Genomic DNA, 23095 nt, shown 5'->3' with positions numbered 1-23095 from the left:
TGTAAACACATACGTAAGCTTGCAATTATATCAATTTAAATAGCATCATCATACTAATATATTTAATCAAGAGTCAACTTACACGTTTGTGAATGCTTCATGTAACTTAGATAATTCTTTTTCTAAACGAAGCATTAAGTTTTTACCGTCTTCTTTATCAACTAAGCCAAGTTTAACAGCAAAGTCCACTTCTTTTTGTAGACCAAACATTTGTGTGTCGAGAACTTCTTCATATAACGGGCAAGATGGCAATGTTAAATTATCCATTTGAACTTTAATTAAATGTAAGATTCTATCTGCATCTTGATTTAATTGTTCGTAAGCCACGTTCTTCATATTCGATTGCTTCGGCATCACATACTCCCCCTATCATTAAATATCTTCATGTAAAAAGTTTATCTCACTCGATATTAAAAAGCAAGTTAATTCAGTGAATAGGAAATTTTAAATGTGATAAAATAATGTTTATAGAACGAAATTAGGGAGTGGGCAAAATATGATTCAAATCAAAGGCGCAGTCAAGTTCCCTATCACTTTAGATAGCACAACTTGGATTTTTGATGATAGAAAAGTAAAGATAGAAGACATAGAAAACGGCGTATTCGATGGAAATAAGCCTGTTAAATTTGAAGATAATCGCGAATGGAATAGAGCGATTTTAGAAGGACAAACAAATCCACCAACATTAAATTCAGAAATTAAATATCGTAAACGCTCAGTGTTAGAAGATTCATTTGCAATTAATATGACACCGTTTTTCAAAAATGCAGAACCATCTGAAAATGCAACAAAGATTAAATTATATAATGATAAAGATTCAATTGAAGTCCCAATGGAATTATTACCTTATCTCTTCTTCCAATTTGCTAAAGATGGCAAAAGATTATATGACGACAACTCAGTAGATAGCTTTGTATACAATCCTGATGATCAATGTTATTCATATGAGTTTAAGTATGTTACTCATATTGAGGTGATTTAATTTGCGTGAAGTTCAATGTATCATTTGTGATACGAAGGTATTAATTGATGAGAATACCGTTGAAGCCAAACGCTTGCGCAATAATCCGATTCGAACATTTATGTGCGATGATTGTAAGAGTCGCTTAGACAGACCTAAACAACGACTTAACAACGCTGAGTATTTGGTACTGTCGCAAGAAGATGAATATTAAATAGATTAATATATTAAAGAACGAGGGTATGAAATCTTAGCAATTTAAAGATTTCATACCCTCGTTGTATTTAATCAAGATGATTATTCGTCTTGCATCATTTGTTTAACACGTTTTGCTTCTTTTTCACGTGCTGATTTGTTTAAGATTTTCTTTCTTAAACGGATGCTTTGTGGTGTTACTTCCACTAATTCATCGTCGTTAATATATTCTAATGCTTCTTCAAGCGTTAAGATTCTTGGACGGTTCATTGTTTGTGTTTGGTCTTTTGTAGCTGAACGTACGTTAGTTTGATGTTTTGCTTTAGTGATGTTAACTGTTAAGTCATTCTCACGATTATGTTCACCAACAATCATACCTTCATAAACTTCAGTACCTGGTTCCATGAAGTTTACGCCACGGTCTTCTAAGTTAATAATCGCGTAAGCTGTTGCTTGACCTTGGTCCATTGAGATTAATGCACCGTTACGACGTCCACCAATTTGCGCTTTAACGCGTGGTCTAAATTCTTCAAATGTATGGTTGATAATACCATAACCACGTGTCATAGACATAAATTCAGTAGTGTAACCAATCATACCACGAGCTGGTACTAAGAAGATTAAGCGTGTTAAACCATTGTCAGTTGTGATCATGTCTAACATTTCACCTTTACGTGCACCTAATGATTCGATAACTGCGCCAGCATTTTCAGAAGGCACTTCACATTGTACACGTTCAAATGGTTCACTTAAGACACCATCAATTTCACGTAAAATAACTTGTGGTTTAGATACTTGAAGTTCGAAACCTTCACGTCTCATATTCTCGATAAGAATTGATAAGTGTAATTCACCACGACCTGCTACAATCCATGTATCTGGAGAATCAGTTGGTGTTACTTTTAATGATACGTCTGTTTCAAGTTGTTGATCTAAACGTTCTTGAATTTGACGTGCCGTTACGTAGTCACCTTCACGACCAGCAAATGGAGAGTTATTTACTTTGAATGTCATTTCAAGTGTTGGTTCATCAATACGTAACACTGGTAATGCTTCTTGATGTGTAGGTGGTGTAACCGTTTCACCTACGTTAATATCTTCCATTCCTGATACAGCGATTAAGTCCCCTGCTTGTGCTTCTTCAATTTCTTCACGTTTTAAACCGAAGAAACCAAAGATTTTAGTAACACGGAAGTTTTTAACTGTGCCATCTAATTTAATTAATGATACGTTATCTCCTACACGCATTTTACCTCTGAACACACGACCAATACCAATACGGCCTACATAGTCATTATAATCTAATAATGCTACTTGGAATTGTAATGGTTCCTCATGGTTATCAATCGGTGCTGGTACGTATTCAAGAATTGTTTCGTATAATGATTGCATGTTTTCATCTTGTTTCTCAGCATCAAGACTTGCAGTACCATTGACAGCTGAAGCGTAAACAACTGGGAAGTCTAGTTGTTCATCGTTTGCTTCTAATTCGATGAATAAGTCTAATACTTCATCTACTACCGCTTCGGGTCTAGCAGCTGGTTTATCAATTTTATTTACAACTACTACAGGTTTTAAGTTTTGTTCAAGTGCTTTTTTAAGTACAAAACGTGTTTGAGGCATTGTACCTTCGTAAGCATCTACTACAAGTACTACACCATCTACCATTTTCATAATACGCTCTACTTCGCCACCAAAGTCAGCGTGTCCTGGTGTATCTAAGATGTTAATTCTTGTTCCTTTATAATTAACTGCAGTATTTTTCGCAAGAATTGTAATACCACGTTCTCTTTCTAAATCGTTAGAGTCCATTGCTCTTTCATCGACATGTTCATTCTCTCTGAAAATACCAGATTGTTTTAATAATTCATCAACTAATGTTGTTTTACCATGGTCGACGTGAGCAATAATTGCAATATTACGTACATCTTCTCTTCTATTAGTCATTTTATTATATCCTTTCTTGAGTAAACTCCCACTTTTAATTACAACTGTTTTATTATATCATATAATTAAGAAAAGATAAGTAAAAGGTGGGGTATGGGATGGAAAAACCAAAGTCTAAAGGTATATTTTGGGTACTATCTATTCTAGCAGTATTGTTCTTAGTGCTATTTAGTTTTAGCGCAGGTGCAGCTAGCGTTCCAATGATGATTTTAACATTTATACTTTTCATTGCAACATTTGGTGCAGGTTTCGCGCTTAAGAAAAAATATCGTGAAAATAATTGGTTATAATATATACAGTCTCAACTATTCACTCATAACATTACAAGTTTTAGATGAATAGTTGAGACTTTTTTATTTTCTAAAGCGTTGATGTAATTCAGTCAATACGTCTTTATGTGGGTTAAGAAAATCTTCAAGAATTTCGTTATGCACTGCTTGATTTCCAATTACAATTGAATTCGGGCTGGCAATAGATAATGTTTCACCTAATAAGTTACTACCGACGCCCCCTACTTCATTTAATATGATTAATCCACCTGCAAAATCCCATGGCTGTAATCTAGGGGTGATATAAGCAGCTAATTGTCCTTTCGCCACACTTACAATTTCTAATGCTGCACTACCATAGGCTCTACAACTTCTACATTCATTGACAATTTCTGAGAAGATAGGCCCCATCTTAGGTTTTGTAACCCAATTAGGATTAATACCTATTAAACTTTGTTTTAATTGTGTATCTTCTATTGAAGGTAGTGAATGTTTATTTTCATAGGCACCTTCACCTACCTTCGCATGATATAGCACATCTTTCATTACATCATAAACGAACCCAGCATAAGGTTCTCCATTGCGGTAAATACCAACGGAAATCGCAAAGTTCTCTTGTTGATGCACAAAGTTTAATGTGCCATCAATAGGATCCACGACCCATACAACACCATCAATATTCTCTAAATCATGTCCATGCCCCTCTTCGCCAATGACATGATGTTCTGGATAATTGTTAGATATTGCTTCATAGATATAATTTTCTGTTGCTTTATCTACATTTGTCACTAAATCATTAGGATTGGATTTAGTTTCAATATTTAATTCTTCTTTCATCATCGTTCTTACTTTATTTCCAGCTTCTAATACTAAACCTTTAGCAAAATCGTATAATGACATTTCATCATCTCCTGTTGCTTTCTATTATACAGAATTTCATGCAAATGAACTAAGTAATGCCTCTTTATATCGTATTATTGAATCATTACCTATTATTTAGCTTTACAACATTGTATACCTTATTTTAATCACTTTAAACGCTTTCGCTTCTTAAGACGGCGCATAATGTAATCAGTTCAATCTATGCTACAATAACTTTAAGTTAATTTTTCTGAAAAGGAGTACTAAATATGACGCAATATACCTTTAGCCCTAAAGATTTTGAAGTATTTGACGTAGATGGTTTAGATGCACGCATGGAAGCATTGGATAAACACGTAAGACCTCAACTTCATCAATTAGGCGATTATTTCGCTGAATACTTTACCTCACAAACTGGAGAAACATTTTATGCACACGTAGCAAAACATGCACGTAGAAGTGTGAATCCACCTAAAGATACTTGGGTTGCCTTTGCACCTAATAAACGTGGTTATAAGATGTTACCTCATTTCCAAATTGGTTTATTCAGAAATCAATTATTCTTAATGTACGGTGTGATGCATGAAGGTAAAGATAAAGCTGAACGTATTAAAGTGTTTGATAAACATTTTGATGAATTAAGAAATTTACCAGAAGATTATCGCGTAAATTTAGATCATATGAAAGAGGATAAACCGCTTATTAAAGATTTAAGTGACGACGAGTTGCACCAAGCAATCGACCGTGTTAAAAATGTGAAAAAAGGCGAATTCTTTGTGGCACGTGTGCTTGAGCCTACAGATAAACGTCTTAAAACTGATAAGGACTTTTTATCATTTATTAAAGAAACCTTTGATGAATTCTTGAAATTCTATTAAACTGTATCATTAAATTAGTAACTTTAAACGATAGATATACGTCTATTGTTTAAAGTTTTTTATTATCATTATTTTTTAGGTTGACCTAACTTTTTAATTAGGTTAATATAATCAAAAAGAAATCAGGAAGTGTTATTAATGTCCACCAATAAAAATCAAACACAACTTAGTCTAGATGAAATTAACAATACTGTTGATTTTAGTGGTGATAAAAGTGTCAGTCAGAAATTTTTAGCCTTTTTAGGCCCTGGGTTATTAGTCGCCGTTGGTTATATGGATCCAGGAAATTGGATTACGTCTATGCAAGGTGGTGCACAGTTTGGTTATACCTTACTCTTCGTGATCCTTATTTCAAGTTTATCAGCTATGCTATTACAAAGTATGACCGTTCGTTTAGGCATTGCTACGGGGAAAGATTTAGCGCAAATGACCCGCCATTATTTAAACAGACCTATTGCTATTACATTCTGGATTATAGCTGAACTTGCTATCATCGCTACTGATATAGCTGAAGTCATTGGTAGTGCCATTGCCTTAGATTTATTATTTAATATTCCATTAATTGTGGGTGCATTGATTACGGTACTAGACGTCTTCTTATTACTATTCATTATGAAATTTGGTTTCCGTAAAATTGAAGCAATCGTAGGTACCTTAATATTTACTGTACTCGTTATTTTCATATTTGAAGTTTTTGTCTCTTCACCACAAGTAACTGATATTCTTAATGGCTTTATTCCCCATCAAGAAATTGTGACGAATCATAGTATTCTATATATTGCATTGGGTATTATAGGTGCGACGATTATGCCTCATAATCTATACTTGCATTCATCAATTGTTCAATCGCGTAAATATAACCGTGAAAGTAATGAAGATAAAGCACAAGCGATTAAATATGCAACCATCGATTCAAATATTCAATTAAGCATTGCTTTTATTGTCAATTGTTTATTATTAGTGTTAGGTGCTGCTCTTTTTTATGGGGTTAATGCAGACAAACTAGGTGGTTTTTATGATTTATATCACGCACTTCAAACGCAACCTATTTTAGGACCAGTATTAGGAAGTGTAATGAGTACATTGTTTGCTGTCGCTTTACTGGCTTCTGGTCAAAATTCAACCATTACTGGTACACTATCAGGGCAAATTGTGATGGAAGGCTTTTTAAAACTTTCTATTCCTAATTGGGTACGTCGTTTAATTACGCGAGGTTTAGCTGTTATACCCGTTATCGTTTGTTTAATTATTTTCCGCGGTAATGAAGGAAAAATGGAACAATTACTTGTTTTCTCACAAGTATTCTTGAGTATTGCATTGCCATTTTCATTAATCCCGCTTCAACTAGCAACGAGCAATAAGCAATTAATGGGGCCATTCTATAATAAAACGTGGATAAATATTTGTTCTTGGAGTTTAATCGTAATTTTAAGCGTATTGAATATTTATTTAATCTTTGAAACATTTAAAGCGTTTTTTGCTTAATTTCAAATAAACATGATTAAAGCTACCTTTTAAAGTTGGAAAAATTAACTAAACTTTAAAAGGTAGCTTTATTTTAAAAATAATTAATAAATATAGGGATCATCTTTTTTACGAGATTGATATTCCTCGTCTGGGCGCCATTCACTCCTATGCGCGTTATTTCTGTTTCCCCTTCTATTTTGATTGTTATTTCTTTTTACAAACAACATAATAGCTACGATAAACCATAATACACTTGCTATTAAACTCATATTAACAATGCCTATTAATGCCGCAGCTATAAGTAAACATCCCGCTAATATGGGTCTATTTTTAATAATCAGTGTACCTACAATTCCTAAAATAGTTGAAAATAATAAGGTAGCTATCGAAAAAGTCATAGCAAAATTAACCATTTCAGGTGTTACCTTAACATTCTGATTGCTAAACTGATGCATCATTTGGTTATATTGTTCAGTAGTATTACTGCCATTTTTAACAATAAAAAAGGATATCAAAGACATTAGAAAATAAATAGCACTTAAACCACTCGCTATCCAAGCAAGAATTACTTCTACTTTACGGTTCACTTCATTTCCTCCTAATAATTTAATTTACTTAAATCTTACTAAAAATTTTTGTCTCTTACGACTAAAGATAAATATTTAAATAAAAAAGATTGAGACACCAATGAAGTATCTCAATCCTTTAAAATTATTCATCTTCTTTATGTTGATTATTCATCGATGTATTGTCTTCAGAATATTGTTCGTCTTTGTTTAAAATTTGTTTACGTTCTTCATAATTCATACGGCGTTGATTAACAGCGCTAGGTTGATTTTTACGTTTTTCTTTCATACGTTGATTATAAGCTTTACGTTTTTCTTTTTTCTTAGCTTTAATTTCAGCTTTTTCTTTTTTACGTTGCGCTTTTTCTTCTTTTTTATCTACCTTAGGTACCGCTTCAACTGATTCTGGTGCTTCATCATGAAGATGTGAGTCAGCCTCTGGATTATACTGAGGTTGTTTTCTCGATTTTTGTTTGTATTTTGCTTGTCTAGAGAGTACGCCGGATGTATTTTCTTCTTCTGATGAATTATACTCTTCAGTGACTGCACGCTTAGGATATTGACTATATTTATCTTCCTCAGCATCATTCACTATATCTTGTTCATCTCTATATGAATGAGGTCTTTCCTCTTCATAATAATCATCTCTCTCATCATAACCTCTATCGTCATAATATGCTTGTTTACGACGCGTGCGACGTTCAGATTTTTTAGTTTTACGAGGAGGCGCCACATATTCTTCTTCATATTGTGGTGCTTCATAGTCATAACGTTCATCTTCGTAATAACGTCTATCGTCCTCATAATCATCTCTTGGACTATAACGCGGTTGATACTGTGGACCATGCCCATAAGCTGGAACAGTTTCGATTTTACTTTTCCTAACAAACATCATAATCGCAATGATAAAGAAGAAAATCGGGATAATTAACGTTATGAATAATAATACTAAAGGCAATGTAATAATTGATGCAATTAAAAATAGAAAACCTGAAAGTATTCTAATATTCATAGAAATCAATGCTAAAAATGAAATTAATAGACAAACTATGAAATATACAATAATTGCCCAAACGCCATTTTGAAGCCAAATCACAAATTGTGTAGTATTTAAACTATTATTAGATAAAATTTGTTGAATCAGCTCATTATTATTCATTGAGTTTTCAAGATTTTGAATGGATGTATCATTACTAAAAGATACGAGTGCAATAAACATTGTAATAACCGTCAATATCAATAAGAAAATCCAACTAAACCAACCTAAAAGTTTTTCAGTTAGACGACTCACAGGCCGTTTTATTTGCGTGTATCGTTCTCCTGACATTTATTACAACTCCTTAATTAACTTGTCAAATTATTATATCTAATTAATTATAAAATAACTACTATTTATAGTCTATTTTAACGACATTTTAAAGTTTAAGAAACTCTCGTTATATTCACCTAACGTTTTTTGACCTAAATCTTTATAAACTTCTAAACGTTGTTGTTCTTTTTGGGTAGGATAGAAACGATGATCGTCTCTTACTTCTTTAGGTAATAATTGTCGAGCCGCTTTGTTAGGAGTTGCATAACCTACCCACTCTGTATTTTGTTTATTATTTTTGGCATCCAATAAGAAATTCATAAATTTATATGCACCTTCTTTATTTTGTGCAGTCTTCGGAATAACCATGTTATCAAACCATAAGTTTGAACCTTCTTTAGGAATGACGTAGTTATATTTATCTCCGTCTTCAACAAGTGGTGCTGCTACACCGCTCCATACGACTGCAATATTTCCTTCATTTTGTTGGAGCATCATTGTAACTTCATCACCTACAACACCTCTTACTTGTGGTGTGAGGTTTTTTAAGTCTTTTTCAGCCTCTTTAATATGTGCAGGATTTTTATCATTCAAACTATAGCCTAGCTTATTTAAAGCTAAGCCCATAATTTCACGCGCACCATCCACTAACAATACATCATTCTTATATTTTGGTTGATATAGATCGTTCCAACTGTCAAACTTTTCATTCGGATAAGCTTTTTTATTATATAAAATACCTACCGTACCAAAGAAATACGGTAATGAATATTGGTTATGTGGATCATATGCCATGTTCATATAATCAGAATCAAGATTTTTTATATTTGGTATCTTTTTGTGATCTAAAGGCAATAATAAATTTTCACGTTTTAATTTTTGTACCGTATATTCGCTTGGAAAAGCAACGTCATAGTGCGTACCGCCATTTCTAATTTTAGCTTCCATTGCTTCATTAGAATCAAATGTTTCGTACACCACTTGGATACCTGTTTCTTTTTCAAACTTTTTAATTAAATCAGGATCGATATACTCTCCCCAGTTATAAACATAAATCTTTTCACCAGTGTTTGTATTATCTTGTGACTTAAACCAATGGCTGATACCTAAACATATTAAACCAATCACTAACGCACCCAATATTAATTGTAAAAATTGTTTCACTGCTGTACACCTCGCTTAAAGGCTTGTCTTCGTTTTACAGCACGTTGAATTGCGTAATAGCCTATTACTCCAAGGACAATAGCGCCAAATAAAATAGTAGATATTGCATTAATTTCCATACTAATACCTTTACGCGCCATCGCGTATACTTCTACTGATAACACGCTGAACCCGTTACCAGTTACGAAGAAGCTGACTGTAAAATCATCTAATGAATACGTTAAAGCCATAAAGAAACCACCAATGATGGCTGGCATTAAATTAGGAATAAGTATTCTTCCTAAGACTTGAGATTCTGTTGCTCCTAAATCACGCGCTGCATTTAATATGTTATTGTTCATTTCATATAATTGAGGTAAAACAACAATAACTACAATAGGTATACAAAATGCAATATGTGAAGCAAGAACAGTACCAAATCCTAAACCAAGTCCAGTCAAATGACCCAAAGCGGTGAACATTATTAAGAATGAAGCACCAATGACTACATCAGAAGATACCATTAATACATTATTTAACGTTAATAATGTCACTTTGAACTTTTTATTCCTTAAATAAAATAATGCAATCGCACCAAATGTACCTATAATTGTAGAAATAGCGGCAGCTAATAATGCTACAGCAATCGTATTAAAAATAATAGACATTAGACGGTCATCTTGGAATAGCGTTTGATAATGTTCCAAAGTGAAATGTTCAAAATGAATCATATTTCCAGCTGAATTAAATGAATAAAACATTAGAGAGAATATCGGAACGTATAAGACGATTAATAGGAGTCCAATATAAATTTTTCCATACCACTTCACTTAATTCACCCTCTTCCATCTGTTGATTTAGATTTAGTAATAATTAATATAAACGCCATAAAAACGATAAGTACAATTGCAATTGTTGAACCCATGCCATAGTTTTGGATAACTAAGAATTGTTCTTCTATTGAGGTACCAATATTAATAACTTTATTTCCAGCTATCAATCTTGTAATCATGAAGAGTGATAATGCTGGAATAAATGTAACTTGAATACCTGTCATTACACCTTCTTTAGTTAACGGCATAATTACTTTTCTAAAAGTAGTGAAAGGATTAGCACCTAAATCACTTGATGCTTGCAATAAATTATTAGGTATTGCTTTCATACTATTAAAAATTGGCAAAATCATAAAAGGAATATAAATGTAACTTGCTACTAATAGAAACGCACCTGGCGTAAATAACATAGATGCCGATGGAATATGTAAAAAGTTTAAAAATTTATTAATCATTCCTTCATGACTAAGAATACCGATGAAGGCATATGTTTTAAGCAATAGGTTAATCCAAGTTGGTATAATCAGTATCAGTAACCAAAGATTTTGATTTTTAGATGTACGTATAAAATAAGCTGCTGGGTAACTGATAATCAATGTGACTATAGTAATAAGCGCTGCATAAAATATAGAATCCCACATCATTTTCAAATATTTTAATGAAAATACTTGCTCATAGTTGGTAAAGCTGAAGTGTCCTTTTACATCAGTAAAAGAGAAATAAACAAGCAAAATCACAGGGATAATGATAAAGAACACCATCCATAAAAGATAGGGAATTATCAGTATCTTATTGAGATTACGCATGATCTATATCCTCATAACTTTCGATTCGTTTGTCGAACTCTTCTTCTGTTTCTCCTGGCACCATAATGTGTATCGCTTCAGGATCGAAGAATAAGCCCACTTCACTACCCACTTCAGCTTTTTTCGTCGATTGAATAACCCATTCATAGCCTTTCCTATCTATACAGCAAATTTCATAATGCACGCCTCTGAATAGCATTGAATCTACTGTTGCTTTGAATAAGCCTTTATCGGATTCAATTAATGAAATATCTTCGGGACGGATGACGACTTCAACATTTTTATTAGCTGGAATCCCAGCATCTACACATTCAAAGTCTTGTCCATAAATATTTACCACAAAATCTCTTACCATTGTGCCTTCAACAATATTAGACTCACCTATAAAGTCAGCAACAAAACGGTTAACTGGTTCATCATATATATCCGTTGGTGTCCCAAATTGTTGGATTTTGCCATCTTTCATAACAAAGATATAATCGCTTAACGCTAACGCTTCTTCTTGATCATGTGTAACGAAGATAAAAGTAATGCCTAAACGCTTTTGTAATTCACGTAATTCATACTGCATCTCTGTACGCAATTTTAAATCTAGCGCTGATAATGACTCATCGAGTAGAAGTATTTCAGGCTCATTCACAATTGCTCTGGCAATCGCAACACGCTGCTTTTGTCCCCCACTCATTTCACTGATATTACGTTGTTCATAACCAGATAATTTTACTAGTTTTAACGCATCTTTAACTTTTTGATTAATCTCTTTTTTAGATTGCTTTTTTAGTTTCAAACCAAAAGCAATATTATCGAAAACATTTAAATGAGGAAATAGGGCAAAATCCTGGAACACTGTATTCACTTTACGCTTATTCGCAGGCAAGTTTCCAATTGATTTATTTAAATAAATAATATCGCCATCATCCGGTTGTTCAAAACCTGCAATTAGCTTTAAAATCGTAGTTTTACCACATCCTGATGGACCAAGTAGTGTATAAAAGTGACCTGACTCTATTTCTAAATCCATATTATCTAGAATCGTTACATCATCGTAACCTTTCGTTACATTTTTAAATGATAACAATGGCTCCACTTCAATATTCCCCCTCTATAAATATGATGCTGTAGCAACAATTAAAATTTTAACTTCATTTGCCGTTTCATTATGTAATTGATGAATTTCATTAGCCCTAAAATATAATACATCTTCTTCTTTTGCTTGATATCGTTCTTTTCCTAAAGTGAGTGTGACACATCCTTCAAGACAGTAAATAAATGTGTCTGATTCAGAAGGTTCAAAGTGTTTATAAGAAGCGCCTGGTTTAATAGATAAGATCAGTGGTTCCATCTCAAATTCATTAGAGTTTGTAACTAACCAATTCAATATGTAGCCTCTATCATATTCATCGTAAATCGTTCTATCATTTTTCGTGTAAAGCACTTTTTCTTTAGATTTCTCTTTGAAAAAGTCACTTGGTGATGTTCCTAATACTTCTAATATATTTAAAAATGTTTCCATACTTGGCGAAGCATGTTGGCTTTCGATTTGCGAAATATAACCTTTTGATAAATCAGTACGCTCTGCTAATTCTTCTTGTGTTAAGTTCTTTTGACGTCGTAAGTTACGTAATTTAGTACCAATTTGCATATTTAACCACCTAAAAAAAGCTGTATCATGTTTAGTAATATTAAACATTTTGTTTAATGCTTAATAAAAATAACAAAATACAGCTTTAACTTCAATAGGTTTATAAAAATTATTCAAAATAAATCTTTTTAAGACCTATTTAATTGTAAAAATTGTGTCATTTATAGAGGTGACTAGTTTTTACCACTAAACGTTTGTTGTTCAGGGTGATTCTTTACATTTTGTACAGCTTTATAACTGTTATAGCCACTTTTATCTTCAAATTCTTTGAATAACGTTTTTTCTTCCGCCTTTCCAGGTACGATTTCTTTAAAACGTTTATAATGAGCCATTAAGTCAGCGCCATTAACAGACTGTTCATAATAGTTCTCTATTTTATTAAAAAATGCTATAACATCAACCATTTCTTCATTTGTCCAATCTAGATCTAATGGATATTGATATTCCATATACACTCCTCCTTTTCAAAAAATATAACTATCAATACTTTACTAATGCCCTTTTTACCACTTATATATTCAAAAAAAGGGTGGAACAATGAATTCTAAAGTGAATTCATAGTCCCACCCTTTAAAGATGTGTTGTTATTGAATAAATAGTCTAATTGACTAGATATTACATAGTGTGGATTGGCATTCCGATTGCTTTTTCAGCAGCTTCCATAGACATTTCACCTAAAGTTGGGTGAGCATGTACTGTTAATGCGATATCTTCAGCATTCATGCCAGCTTCAATAGCTAAGCCTAATTCTGAAATGATATCTGAAGCGCCATTACCAGCAATTTGTGCACCGATAACAGTTCCATCTTCTTTTAATGTGATAAGTTTAACGAAACCAGTAGTATCGTCTAATGATAATGCACGACCATTACCAGCATAAGGGAATTTAGATGCTTTGAAATCTAAACCTTCTTCTTTAGCTTGAGCTTCAGTGTAACCAACTTGAGCTAATTCTGGTTCAGTGAAGCATACAGCTGGCATACCAATGTAATCAACTTCTGAAGCTTGTCCTGAGATAGCTTCAGCAGCTACTTTAGCTTCATAGCTTGCTTTATGAGCAAGTGGTAAACCAGGAACGATATCACCAATTGCATAAATGTTGTCGATAGAAGTACGGCTTTGTTTGTCTACTTCTAATAATCCACGATCTGCGAATTTAATGCCTAATTCTTCTAAGCCTAATTCGTCAGTATTTGGACGACGACCAACTGTTACTAATACGTAATCAGCTTCGATAGTTTTTTCTTCACCTTTAGCTTCGTAAGTAACTTTAACGCCATTTTCAGTTTCTTCAGCATTTTTAGCCATTGCTTCAGTAATGATTTCAACTCCTTTTTCTTTCATGCCTTTTTTAACTGGTTGAACCATTTGTTTTTCGAAACCGCCAAGAATTTCTTTAGCGCCTTCTAAAATTGTAACGTCTGAACCAAAGTTAGCAAATGCAGTACCAAGTTCTGAACCAATGTAACCGCCACCTACAACGACTAATTTACCTGGAACTTCTTGTAAGTTTAACGCGCCAGTTGAATCGATAACACGTTTACCAAATTCGAAGTTAGGAATTTCAATTGGTCTAGAACCAGTTGCGATAATAGCGTTTTTGAAGTTATAAGTTTGAGCACTTTTTTCGTCCATAACACGTAAGCTGTTGTTATCTACGAAGTAAGCTTCACCTTTAACGATTTCAACTTTATTACCTTTTAATAAGCCTTCAACACCACCAGTTAATTTACTTACAACTGATTGTTTGAATTCTTGAACTTTGTCAAATTTAAGAGATACGCTTTCAGCGATTACACCTAAGTTTTCAGAGTGTTGAGCTTCTACAAAGCGGTGAGAAGCGTGTAATAATGCTTTAGAAGGAATACAACCAACGTTTAAGCATACACCACCTAAGTTACCTTTCTCAACGATAGTAACTTTTTGTCCTAATTGTGCTGCGCGAATTGCTGCAACATAACCACCAGGACCTGCTCCGATTACAATAGTATCTGTTTCAATTGGGAAATCTCCAACTACCATGTTTTACCCCTCCATTAATAATAATTCTGGATTATTTAATAAGCGTTTAATGTGATTCATAGCGTTTTGACCAGTTGCACCATCAATTTGTCTGTGGTCGAAGCTTAATGATAATGCTAATACTGGAGCTGCTACAATTTCACCATCTTTAACGATAGGTTTTTGAGCAATACGGCCAATACCTAAGATAGCTACTTCTGGGTGGTTGATAACTGGAGTGAACCATTGTCCACCAGCTGAACCGATATTACTGATTGTGCATGAAGCACCTTTCATTTCTTCAGATGTTAATTTACCATCACGAGCTTTAACAGCTAATTCATTGATTTCATCTGAAATTTGGAAGATTGATTTACGGTCTGCATTTTTAACTACAGGCACTAATAAACCTCTTTCAGTGTCAGCTGCAATACCGATATTCCAATAATGTTTGTGTACGATTTCGCCAGCTTCTTCGTTGAATGAAGTGTTAAGTGCTGGGTATTTTTTAAGTGCAGAAACAAGTGCTTTAACAACATATGGTAAGAATGTTAATTTAGTACCTTGTTCAGCTGCGATTTCTTTGAATTTCTTACGGTGATCCCATAAGTCTTGAACATCAATTTCGTCCATTAATGTTACGTGAGGTGCAGTATGTTTAGAGTTAACCATTGCTTTCGCAATTGCTCTACGCATAGCAGGGATTTTTTCAGTAGTTTCAGGGAAGTCGCCTGCTGGTACTGATTGAGTTTGAGCTGCTGAAGCATCTTCAGTTGAAGTTGCTGCTGCGCTTTCGTTTGAAGCAGATGCTGCTTGTGCACCGCCACCGTTAACATGATTATCAATGTCTTCTTTAGTGATGCGTCCATTTTTACCTGAACCAGCTACAGCTTTAATGTTAACGCCTTTTTCACGAGCGTATTTACGAACAGATGGCATAGCTTTGATTTGTCTATTTTCATCTACTTCTTCATCTTGTGAAGCTGATGCTGCTGGAGCTTCTTCTTTAGCTTCCTCTTGAGCAGGTGCTTCTTCTTTAGATGAAGCGTCGTCATCATGACCACCTTTGAATTGCATTTCTTCTGCATCAGGTGCATCAATTTTAACGATTACGTCACCTACTACTGCTACAGTACCTTCGTCAACTACAACTTCTTCTACTGTACCGCTAACAGGAGATGGGATTTCAACTACAGATTTATCGTTTTGAACCTCTGCTAATACATCATCTTCTTCAATTGTATCTCCGGCTTTAACAAACCATTTTACAATTTCACCTTCGTGGATACCTTCACCAATGTCGGGTAATCTAAATTCAAATGCCACGTTCTTGTCCTCCTAAGATTTTATATTCATTCATTAAATTAAATTTATAACATAGAGCAAGGACATAATAATGTTAAACATCATCCAATTATTATGTCCTATATCTCTAATGTACACTTAACTATTGACATACAGAGTAAAAAGTAAACATTTTACTTACTAACCTTCTATATGCTAACTAACATTTTAAAATTAAACTGATTGATATTATTAGAATTCTAAAGTAGCTTTAGCTTGTTCAATAATATCGTTTTTGTTTGGTAACCAAACATTCTCAGCTTGAGTGAATGGGTAAACTGTGTCAGCAGCAGCTACACGTGCGATTGGAGCTTCTAATGAAAGAATTGCACGTTCAGCTAATTCAGCAGCTACAGTAGCACCAACACCAGCTTGACGTTGAGCTTCTTGAACTACTACAGCACGACCAGTTTTTTCAACTGAAGCAACTAAAGTATCGATATCGATAGGTTGAACAGTACGTAAGTCGATGACTTCTACTGAGTAACCTTCTTTTTCTAATTCTTCAGCAGCTTTTTCAGATTCTTGAACCATTGCACCGTAAGCGATTAATGTGATGTCGTTACCTTCTTTTTTCACATTCGCTTTACCTAAGTCAATTGTATATTCTTCTTCTGGAACTTCTTCACGGAATGAACGGTATAATTTCATGTGTTCTAAATATACAACTGGATCATTAGAGCGAATAGCAGAAAGTAATAAACCTTTAGCATCATATGGGCCAGAAGGAATTACTACTTTGATACCAGGTGATTGAGCTAAGATACCTTCTAAATTATCTGCGTGTAATTCAGGAGTGTGTACCCCACCACCAAATGGTGCACGAATTGTTACAGGTGCTACTTTAGAACCCCCTGAACGGAAACGTGTACGAGCGATTTGACCAGCAACTGAGTCAAATACTTCAAATACGAAACCAAGGAATTGGATTTCCATTACAGGACGGAAACCTTCAACAGTTAAACCAAGAGCTAAACCACCGATACCTGATTCAGCTAATGGAGTATCGAATACACGGTCTTCACCGAATTCTTTTTGTAAACCTTCAGTAACACGGAATACACCGCCGTTAACACCAACGTCTTCACCGAAAACTAATACGTTTTCGTCATTTTGCAATTCAGTTTTAAGCGCATTGTTAATCGCTTGAACCATTGTCATTTGTGCCATGGCTTATTTCGACTCCTTCTCTTTGTAAATTTCATATTGTTCAGCTAAGTTTTGAGGCATTTCTTCATACATGATGTCCATTAAATCAGTAACTGTTTGTTTTGGAGTATTGTCAGCCTCTTTAATAGCTTTCTTGATGTCGTCTTTAGCACGTTCGATAACTTCGTTTTCTTTATCTTCATTCCATAAACCTTTGTTTTCAAGGAATTTTCTGAAACGTACTAATGGGTCTTTTTTCTCCCAATCAGCGTCTTCATCTGAAGTTCTGTAACGAGTTGGATCGTCCCCAGCCATTGTATGTGGACCATAACGATAAGTCATAGTTTCGATTAATGTTGGACCTTCACCATTAATTGCACGTTCACGAGCTTCTTTAGTAGCTTGATATACAGCCAAAGCATCCATACCGTCAACTTGGATACCAGGGATACCTACTGCAATTGCTTTTTGAGCTAATGTTGTTGCAGCAGTTTGTTTACTACGTGGAGTTGAGATCGCGTAGTTGTTGTTTTGAATTACAAAGATTGCTGGAGCTTTGTAAGCTGAAGCAAAGTTAATACCTTCATAGAAGTCACCTTGTGAAGAACCACCGTCACCAGTGTAAGTAATAGCTACAGCTTGTTTACCACGTTTTTTAAGACCGAATGCTACACCAGCAGTTTGGATGTATTGTGCACCGATAATGATTTGTGGACTGAATGCATTAACGCCTTCAGGGAATTGGTTACCTTTGAAGTGACCTCTTGAGAATAAGAAAGCTTCAGTTAAAGGTAAACCGTGCCAAATGATTTGTGGTACATCACGGTAACCAGGTAAGATGAAGTCTTCTTTTTCTAAAGCATATTGAGAAGCTAATTGTGAAGCCTCTTGTCCTGCTGTTGGAGCGTAGAAACCTAGACGACCTTGTCTGTTTAATGAAATAGAACGTTGGTCAAGGATACGAGTCCATACCATTCTTTCCATTAATTCTACTAGTTGTTCATCAGTTAAATCAGGTACTAAGTCTTCATTTACGACATTACCATTTTCGTCCAAAATTTGAACCATTTCAAATTTCGACTGAGTATCATTTAATACTTTTACTGCATCGAATTGGGCTTGTAACTTAGGAGCCATTCAATTCACCATACCTTTCCCATATAATAGAAATTCATTTTATCCTCTCATAGTGTACCACAATTTATTTGTACTGTTAAATATTTTAATAAAGTTCTGTATTACTAAAAAAGATACAGATTTTTTAAACTGTATTAGTGACAATTACACTACTGTATTAATAGATATACTATGAAAGTTGATCGACATCTTGTTTTTCTTTATTTACTGTATTCATCGCTTTAGAATAGTGTTTGAATTTCTTTTTGAAATTATCTTGTGCTTTATTTAAAGCGTCATTTTTTTCATCCACTTGAGATTGAGTGATGCCATCTTGTTTTATTAATTCGAATAAATCTTTTTCTTTATTTAATACATTTTTGTAGGCTTTAGCATAATCATCATGCGCTTTATATTTATCTTTAACCGCATCATCTAATTGCTTAACTTCTTTTCGCTTATCATCACTTTTTATTTCTTTAATATGAGATTGTCCTTTTTTAAATTGTTTCTCAGAATCTTCAATTGTAGAAATTTCATCGTTAAATGTGTTCTCTCGTTGTTTGATATTATCGAGAATGTCATCAGCTGCTTTTTTACGTGTGTCATCATTATTGCTGTTTGCTTTTTTGTATAAATCTTGTTTTTTCACTTCAAGATCATTTAGCTTTTTGCTTGTGCTTGTAATTCCTTGCTCTTTTTCAAAAGCTTTTTGAATATTATCATCATAAGCGCGTACTTCTTTTTTATCAGTCGTACAACCTGCTAATAAAATACTTGAAGCGGCTGCTACAGCAAGTGTTTTACGTAATTTCATTAATTGTTATCCTCCTCGTAGTGATTCGAATGTAATATTATAAAAAGATAAGTTATAAATCAAATAAAATCAGATAATGTACTTAACAACCTCTAATCTGTTATATTTTATTATAAGGAAGGTGTATGACATGTTAACTATGAAAGATATTATAAGAGATGGTCATCCTACATTACGTGAGAAAGCTGAAGAAGTAAAACTACCACTCTCTGATGAAGATAAAAATACATTACGTGCTATGCGTGAATTCTTAATTAATAGTCAAGACGATGAAATTGCTAAAAAATATGGGTTACGTTCTGGTGTAGGTTTAGCTGCGCCTCAAATTAATGTCTCTAAACGTATGATTGCTGTTTATTTACCAGATGATGGTGAAGGTAAATCATATGACTATATGTTAGTAAATCCTAAAGTAATGAGTCATAGCGTTCAACACGCTTATTTACCTACTGGTGAAGGTTGTTTAAGTGTTGACGAGAATATTCCAGGGCTAGTTCACCGTCATTATAGAGTGACTATTAAAGCTTACGATATCGACGGTAATGAAGTTAAATTGAGACTTAAAGGCTACCCAGCTATTATATTCCAACACGAAATTGATCATTTAAATGGCATTATGTTCTACGATTATATCGATAAAGATCATCCATTAACGCCATTACCAGATTCAGTAGAAGTATAATTGATACATTTATATGCTTAATATATTTTTAAGGAGCGTGCTTTCTTTGAAAATATATTAGGCGTTTTTTATGCTAGCTTTCAGTAAAATGAGTAGTTATATATAATTTCAGGCTAAATATAAACTGCTTTATTTATTTAGATACATAATGTAAAATGAGTATTAACTGACAAGATAGTTTAATACTATTTTTCAACTAATGAACGAAATTAATCACTACTCTGTGAACAATAATAGTAACAAAGTAAAATAATTATTAATCGCTTAAATTTATCGAATATATATTATTAAAATTGAATTTTTACTTACTTAGCATTCAATATTTGTATTAAATTGAAAATAAAAATAACCGATGTACTTTGCTATACTCAATTGTTTAACTAGAGTCGCATATTAATATATTTTAGGAGGAATTATTCATAATGGCAGTATTTAAAGTATTTTTTCAACATAATAAAGACGAAGTAATCGTTCGTGAAAATACAAGTACAATTTACGTTGAAGGTGAAACTGAAGAACAAGTTAGACGTTATTTAAAAGACCGCAATTATAACATCGAATTTATTACTAAATTAGAGGGCGCACATTTAGAATATGAAAAAGAACACTCTGATCATTTTAATGTGGAGAATGCTCAATAATGAAACAACTACATTCTAATGAAGTAGGTGTATATGCTCTAGGTGGTTTAGGCGAAGTGGGTAAAAACACTTATGCCGTAGAGTATAAAAATGAAATCGTTATTATCGATGCTGGTATTAAATTCCCAGATGATAATTTATTAGGTATCGACTATGTGATTCCAGATTACACTTACCTTGAACAGAACCAAGATAAAATTGTCGGTCTGTTTATCACTCATGGACACGAAGACCATATAGGTGGTGTGCCCTACCTATTAAAGCAAATTAATGTACCTATTTATGGTGGTCCATTAGCTTTAGGTTTAATTCGTAACAAGTTAGAAGAACATAATTTATTACGTAGTGCTACACTACATGAAATCAATGAAGATAGCGTGATTAAATCTAAACACTTTGAAATTTCATTCTATTTAACTACACATAGTATTCCAGAAGCATATGGTGTCATTGTAGATACACCAGAAGGTAAAATCGTTCACACTGGTGACTTTAAATTTGACTTCACTCCTGTCGGTGAACCAGCTAATATTGCTAAAATGGCAGAATTGGGTAAAGAAGGCGTATTGTGTTTACTTTCTGACTCAACAAATGCATTAGTACCTGATTTCACTCTAAGTGAAAGAGAAGTTGGTCAAAACGTTGATAAAATTTTCCGTAACTGCAAAGGTCGTATTATTTTTGCAACATTTGCTTCTAACATTTATCGTGTGCAACAAGCAGTTGAAGCGGCAATTAAGTATAATCGTAAAATTGTAACTTTCGGTCGTTCAATGGAAAATAATATCAAAATCGGTATGGAATTAGGCTATATTAAAGCACCACCTGAAACATTTGTAGAACCAAATAAAATTAATAATATTCCTAAACATGAACTATTAATCTTATGTACTGGTTCTCAAGGTGAACCAATGGCGGCGTTATCACGTATTGCCAATGGTACACATAAACAAATTAAAATTATCCCTGAAGATACAGTAGTATTTAGTTCATCACCTATTCCAGGTAATACTAAAAGTATCAATCGTACAATCAATGCTTTATATAAAGCGGGTGCAGATGTTATTCATAGTAAAATTTCTAACATCCACACATCTGGTCATGGTTCTCAAGGTGATCAACAATTGATGTTACGATTAATTCAACCTAAATACTTCTTACCAATTCATGGTGAATATCGCATGTTAAAAGCACATGGTCAAACTGGTGTTGATTGTGGTGTTAAAGAAGACAACGTCTTTATCTTCGATATCGGAGATGTTTTAGCACTTACACACGATTCAGCACGTAAAGCTGGCCGTATTCCTTCAGGTAATGTTCTTGTAGATGGAAGCGGTATTGGAGATATCGGTAATGTTGTTATTCGTGATCGTAAGTTACTTTCTGAAGAAGGTTTAGTTATTGTTGTAGTAAGTATCGATTTCAATACTAATAAATTACTTTCTGGTCCTGATATTATTTCACGTGGTTTTGTTTACATGCGTGAATCAGGTCAACTCATTTACGATGCGCAACGTAAGATTAAAACAGATGTTATTTCTAAATTGAATTCAAATAAAGATATTCAATGGCATCAAATTAAATCTTCAATCATTGAAACATTGCAACCATATCTATACGAGAAGACAGCTCGTAGACCAATGATTTTACCAGTTATTATGAAAGTTAATGAAGATTAATTATTATAAATAAATTATAAGCACGATATAGACATGTTTTTTGAACATGTACTATACCGTGCTTTTTTTCTTTACTAGTGTTTTTATATCCTATTTTAACGTACAATTTTCTTTTCAAAACGATTTAAATCATTATCGTGACCAATCATAATGAGTATATCTCCAAACTCAATATTCATATTTGGATCTGGTGACACGATAATCTCCTTGCCTCGTTTAATCGCAATAATATTAATTCCAAACTGACGACGAATATCTAAATCTATAATAGACTGTCCTGTCATCTTCTCACTTGCTTTCAATTCAACTAATGAATGCTCATCCGCTAATTCAAGATAATCTAATACACTTGCACTCGCCACGTTATGCGCAATACGTCGTCCCATATCTCTTTCTGGATGCACTACTGTATCTGCCCCGATTTTATTTAATATTTTAGCGTGATAATCATTTTGAGCTTTAGCCGTAACCTTCTTAACCCCTAATTCTTTTAAAATTAAGGTCGTCAACGTACTCGATTGAATATTTTCCCCAATTGCTACAATTACGTGATCAAAGTTACGTATACCTAAACTTTTCATTACCGCTTCATCTGTAGTATCAGCCACCACTGCATGCGTAGCAATATCACTATACTCATTCACTCTTGCTTCGTCTCTGTCAATTGCCATAACATCCATATCAAGCGCATTTAGTTCTCTTACGATACTACCACCGAAACGCCCTAGACCTATAACAACATATTCCTTCTCCATACCGTAGATACCCCTATCTTCTATAAAAAATAGG

At 33.6% G+C, this 23095-nt stretch carries 25 protein-coding genes; 8 read left to right on the top strand and 17 right to left on the bottom strand.

Annotation, left to right across the window (positions count from 1 at the left end; genetic code table 11):
• Nucleotides 1–78: 78 nt before the first annotated feature.
• A complete protein-coding gene (locus tag E2558_RS02415) occupies nucleotides 79–354 on the bottom strand; it encodes an Fpa/YlaN family protein (protein ID WP_126565384.1) in 276 nt (91 codons plus the stop codon).
• A gap of 142 nt (nucleotides 355–496) precedes the next feature.
• On the opposite strand from E2558_RS02415, the gene E2558_RS02410 reads away from it, so the two are divergent.
• Together E2558_RS02410 and E2558_RS02405 are read left to right on the top strand one after the other, a co-directional pair.
• Nucleotides 497–982, top strand: a complete 486-nt coding sequence (locus E2558_RS02410; RefSeq protein WP_126565383.1) for a hypothetical protein — start codon at nucleotides 497–499, stop codon at nucleotides 980–982.
• Between the two features lies 1 nt (nucleotide 983).
• Nucleotides 984–1175 carry a DUF2197 domain-containing protein gene (locus tag E2558_RS02405; protein WP_126565382.1) on the top strand — a complete coding sequence of 64 codons (192 nt, stop codon included), beginning with the start codon at nucleotides 984–986 and terminating at the stop codon, nucleotides 1173–1175.
• An 83-nt stretch (nucleotides 1176–1258) separates the two neighbouring features.
• Here the strand turns inward: E2558_RS02405 and typA are convergent, their stop codons facing one another.
• Complete coding sequence (gene typA / locus E2558_RS02400; protein WP_103365541.1) at nucleotides 1259–3103, bottom strand: translational GTPase TypA; 1845 nt, start codon at nucleotides 3101–3103, stop codon at nucleotides 1259–1261.
• Between the two features lie 98 nt (nucleotides 3104–3201).
• Between typA and E2558_RS02395 the strand changes: the two genes are divergently transcribed.
• A complete protein-coding gene (locus E2558_RS02395; protein ID WP_126565381.1) occupies nucleotides 3202–3393 on the top strand; it encodes a DUF5325 family protein in 192 nt (63 codons plus the stop codon).
• 63 nt (nucleotides 3394–3456) lie between these two features.
• Here E2558_RS02395 and E2558_RS02390 read toward each other — a convergent pair whose 3' ends face one another.
• Nucleotides 3457–4272 (bottom strand): inositol monophosphatase family protein, encoded by an 816-nt coding sequence (locus tag E2558_RS02390; RefSeq protein WP_126565380.1) that lies wholly within the window; start codon nucleotides 4270–4272, stop codon nucleotides 3457–3459.
• 230 nt (nucleotides 4273–4502) lie between these two features.
• On the opposite strand from E2558_RS02390, the gene E2558_RS02385 reads away from it, so the two are divergent.
• Both E2558_RS02385 and E2558_RS02380 read left to right on the top strand, forming a co-directional pair.
• Entirely contained in the window at nucleotides 4503–5111 is a 609-nt protein-coding gene (locus E2558_RS02385) for a YktB family protein (protein ID WP_126565379.1), read from the top strand.
• Nucleotides 5112–5249: 138 nt separating this feature from the next.
• Nucleotides 5250–6596 (top strand): Nramp family divalent metal transporter, encoded by a 1347-nt coding sequence (locus E2558_RS02380; protein WP_126565378.1) that lies wholly within the window; start codon nucleotides 5250–5252, stop codon nucleotides 6594–6596.
• A gap of 83 nt (nucleotides 6597–6679) precedes the next feature.
• On the opposite strand, the gene E2558_RS02375 is transcribed toward E2558_RS02380, so the two are convergent.
• The 13 genes from E2558_RS02375 to E2558_RS02315 form a co-directional block, all read right to left on the bottom strand.
• Nucleotides 6680–7165: a DUF4064 domain-containing protein gene (locus E2558_RS02375; protein ID WP_126565377.1), complete on the bottom strand. Its 486-nt coding sequence runs from the start codon at nucleotides 7163–7165 to the stop codon at nucleotides 6680–6682.
• Between the two features lie 124 nt (nucleotides 7166–7289).
• On the bottom strand, nucleotides 7290–8471 hold the full coding sequence (auxB, locus tag E2558_RS02370; RefSeq protein WP_126565376.1) for a lipoteichoic acid stability factor AuxB: 1182 nt from the start codon (nucleotides 8469–8471) through the stop codon (nucleotides 7290–7292).
• Between the two features lie 72 nt (nucleotides 8472–8543).
• Nucleotides 8544–9617 carry an ABC transporter substrate-binding protein gene (locus E2558_RS02365; protein WP_126565375.1) on the bottom strand — a complete coding sequence of 358 codons (1074 nt, stop codon included), beginning with the start codon at nucleotides 9615–9617 and terminating at the stop codon, nucleotides 8544–8546.
• Entirely contained in the window at nucleotides 9614–10426 is an 813-nt protein-coding gene (locus E2558_RS02360; protein WP_126565374.1) for an ABC transporter permease, read from the bottom strand. The genes E2558_RS02365 and E2558_RS02360 overlap by 4 nt, the downstream gene beginning before the upstream one ends.
• A gap of 5 nt (nucleotides 10427–10431) precedes the next feature.
• Nucleotides 10432–11235 (bottom strand): ABC transporter permease, encoded by an 804-nt coding sequence (locus E2558_RS02355; RefSeq protein ID WP_126565373.1) that lies wholly within the window; start codon nucleotides 11233–11235, stop codon nucleotides 10432–10434.
• Entirely contained in the window at nucleotides 11228–12322 is a 1095-nt protein-coding gene (locus tag E2558_RS02350) for an ABC transporter ATP-binding protein (RefSeq protein ID WP_126565372.1), read from the bottom strand. Before E2558_RS02350 ends, E2558_RS02355 begins: the two co-directional genes overlap by 8 nt.
• A gap of 15 nt (nucleotides 12323–12337) precedes the next feature.
• Nucleotides 12338–12877 (bottom strand): helix-turn-helix domain-containing protein, encoded by a 540-nt coding sequence (locus tag E2558_RS02345; protein ID WP_126565371.1) that lies wholly within the window; start codon nucleotides 12875–12877, stop codon nucleotides 12338–12340.
• Nucleotides 12878–13050: 173 nt separating this feature from the next.
• Nucleotides 13051–13326, bottom strand: a complete 276-nt coding sequence (locus E2558_RS02340) for a UPF0223 family protein (RefSeq protein WP_126565370.1) — start codon at nucleotides 13324–13326, stop codon at nucleotides 13051–13053.
• A gap of 166 nt (nucleotides 13327–13492) precedes the next feature.
• On the bottom strand, nucleotides 13493–14899 hold the full coding sequence (gene lpdA / locus E2558_RS02335; RefSeq protein WP_126565369.1) for a dihydrolipoyl dehydrogenase: 1407 nt from the start codon (nucleotides 14897–14899) through the stop codon (nucleotides 13493–13495).
• A 3-nt stretch (nucleotides 14900–14902) separates the two neighbouring features.
• Nucleotides 14903–16204 carry a dihydrolipoamide acetyltransferase family protein gene (locus tag E2558_RS02330; protein WP_126565368.1) on the bottom strand — a complete coding sequence of 434 codons (1302 nt, stop codon included), beginning with the start codon at nucleotides 16202–16204 and terminating at the stop codon, nucleotides 14903–14905.
• 210 nt (nucleotides 16205–16414) lie between these two features.
• The gene (locus E2558_RS02325) at nucleotides 16415–17392 is read right to left on the bottom strand and encodes an alpha-ketoacid dehydrogenase subunit beta (RefSeq protein ID WP_103297106.1); all 978 of its coding nucleotides are present in this window, start codon (nucleotides 17390–17392) and stop codon (nucleotides 16415–16417) included.
• Nucleotides 17393–17395: 3 nt separating this feature from the next.
• Nucleotides 17396–18508 (bottom strand): pyruvate dehydrogenase (acetyl-transferring) E1 component subunit alpha, encoded by a 1113-nt coding sequence (pdhA, locus tag E2558_RS02320; RefSeq protein WP_126565367.1) that lies wholly within the window; start codon nucleotides 18506–18508, stop codon nucleotides 17396–17398.
• A 169-nt stretch (nucleotides 18509–18677) separates the two neighbouring features.
• Complete coding sequence (locus E2558_RS02315) at nucleotides 18678–19304, bottom strand: YkyA family protein (RefSeq protein WP_126565366.1); 627 nt, start codon at nucleotides 19302–19304, stop codon at nucleotides 18678–18680.
• A gap of 130 nt (nucleotides 19305–19434) precedes the next feature.
• Between E2558_RS02315 and def the strand changes: the two genes are divergently transcribed.
• The 3 genes from def (at nucleotide 19435) to rnjA (ending at nucleotide 22306) form a co-directional block, all read left to right on the top strand.
• Entirely contained in the window at nucleotides 19435–19986 is a 552-nt protein-coding gene (gene def / locus E2558_RS02310) for a peptide deformylase (protein ID WP_126565365.1), read from the top strand.
• A 422-nt stretch (nucleotides 19987–20408) separates the two neighbouring features.
• A complete protein-coding gene (locus E2558_RS02305; protein ID WP_126565364.1) occupies nucleotides 20409–20627 on the top strand; it encodes a DNA-dependent RNA polymerase subunit epsilon in 219 nt (72 codons plus the stop codon).
• On the top strand, nucleotides 20627–22306 hold the full coding sequence (rnjA, locus tag E2558_RS02300) for a ribonuclease J1 (RefSeq protein ID WP_126565363.1): 1680 nt from the start codon (nucleotides 20627–20629) through the stop codon (nucleotides 22304–22306). The genes E2558_RS02305 and rnjA overlap by 1 nt, the downstream gene beginning before the upstream one ends.
• A 95-nt stretch (nucleotides 22307–22401) precedes the next feature.
• Here the strand turns inward: rnjA and E2558_RS02295 are convergent, their stop codons facing one another.
• A complete protein-coding gene (locus tag E2558_RS02295; RefSeq protein WP_126565362.1) occupies nucleotides 22402–23061 on the bottom strand; it encodes a potassium channel family protein in 660 nt (219 codons plus the stop codon).
• Nucleotides 23062–23095: the final 34 nt, after the last annotated feature.

The sequence above is a fragment of the Staphylococcus pragensis genome, from assembly GCF_004785665.1.
Classification (GTDB): domain Bacteria; phylum Bacillota; class Bacilli; order Staphylococcales; family Staphylococcaceae; genus Staphylococcus; species Staphylococcus pragensis.
Note: the sequence above shows the minus strand (reverse complement) of the source record. Positions and strands in the feature narration are given on the sequence as shown.

Bases quoted from the DNA above. Each gene is read 5' to 3' on its own strand.
- E2558_RS02415 (WP_126565384.1), bottom strand. From the start codon at position 354: ATGCCGAAGCAATCGAATATGAAGAACGTGGCTTACGAACAATTAAAT.
- E2558_RS02410 (WP_126565383.1), top strand. From the start codon at position 497: ATGATTCAAATCAAAGGCGCAGTCAAGTTCCCTATCACTTTAGATAGC.
- typA (WP_103365541.1), bottom strand. From the start codon at position 3,103: ATGACTAATAGAAGAGAAGATGTACGTAATATTGCAATTATTGCTCAC.
- E2558_RS02395 (WP_126565381.1), top strand. From the start codon at position 3,202: ATGGAAAAACCAAAGTCTAAAGGTATATTTTGGGTACTATCTATTCTA.
- E2558_RS02390 (WP_126565380.1), bottom strand. From the start codon at position 4,272: ATGTCATTATACGATTTTGCTAAAGGTTTAGTATTAGAAGCTGGAAAT.
- E2558_RS02385 (WP_126565379.1), top strand. From the start codon at position 4,503: ATGACGCAATATACCTTTAGCCCTAAAGATTTTGAAGTATTTGACGTA.
- E2558_RS02380 (WP_126565378.1), top strand. From the start codon at position 5,250: ATGTCCACCAATAAAAATCAAACACAACTTAGTCTAGATGAAATTAAC.
- auxB (WP_126565376.1), bottom strand. From the start codon at position 8,471: ATGTCAGGAGAACGATACACGCAAATAAAACGGCCTGTGAGTCGTCTA.
- E2558_RS02355 (WP_126565373.1), bottom strand. From the start codon at position 11,235: ATGCGTAATCTCAATAAGATACTGATAATTCCCTATCTTTTATGGATG.
- E2558_RS02345 (WP_126565371.1), bottom strand. From the start codon at position 12,877: ATGCAAATTGGTACTAAATTACGTAACTTACGACGTCAAAAGAACTTA.
- E2558_RS02340 (WP_126565370.1), bottom strand. From the start codon at position 13,326: ATGGAATATCAATATCCATTAGATCTAGATTGGACAAATGAAGAAATG.
- lpdA (WP_126565369.1), bottom strand. From the start codon at position 14,899: ATGGTAGTTGGAGATTTCCCAATTGAAACAGATACTATTGTAATCGGA.
- E2558_RS02325 (WP_103297106.1), bottom strand. From the start codon at position 17,392: ATGGCACAAATGACAATGGTTCAAGCGATTAACAATGCGCTTAAAACT.
- pdhA (WP_126565367.1), bottom strand. From the start codon at position 18,508: ATGGCTCCTAAGTTACAAGCCCAATTCGATGCAGTAAAAGTATTAAAT.
- E2558_RS02315 (WP_126565366.1), bottom strand. From the start codon at position 19,304: ATGAAATTACGTAAAACACTTGCTGTAGCAGCCGCTTCAAGTATTTTA.
- def (WP_126565365.1), top strand. From the start codon at position 19,435: ATGTTAACTATGAAAGATATTATAAGAGATGGTCATCCTACATTACGT.
- E2558_RS02305 (WP_126565364.1), top strand. From the start codon at position 20,409: ATGGCAGTATTTAAAGTATTTTTTCAACATAATAAAGACGAAGTAATC.
- rnjA (WP_126565363.1), top strand. From the start codon at position 20,627: ATGAAACAACTACATTCTAATGAAGTAGGTGTATATGCTCTAGGTGGT.
- E2558_RS02295 (WP_126565362.1), bottom strand. From the start codon at position 23,061: ATGGAGAAGGAATATGTTGTTATAGGTCTAGGGCGTTTCGGTGGTAGT.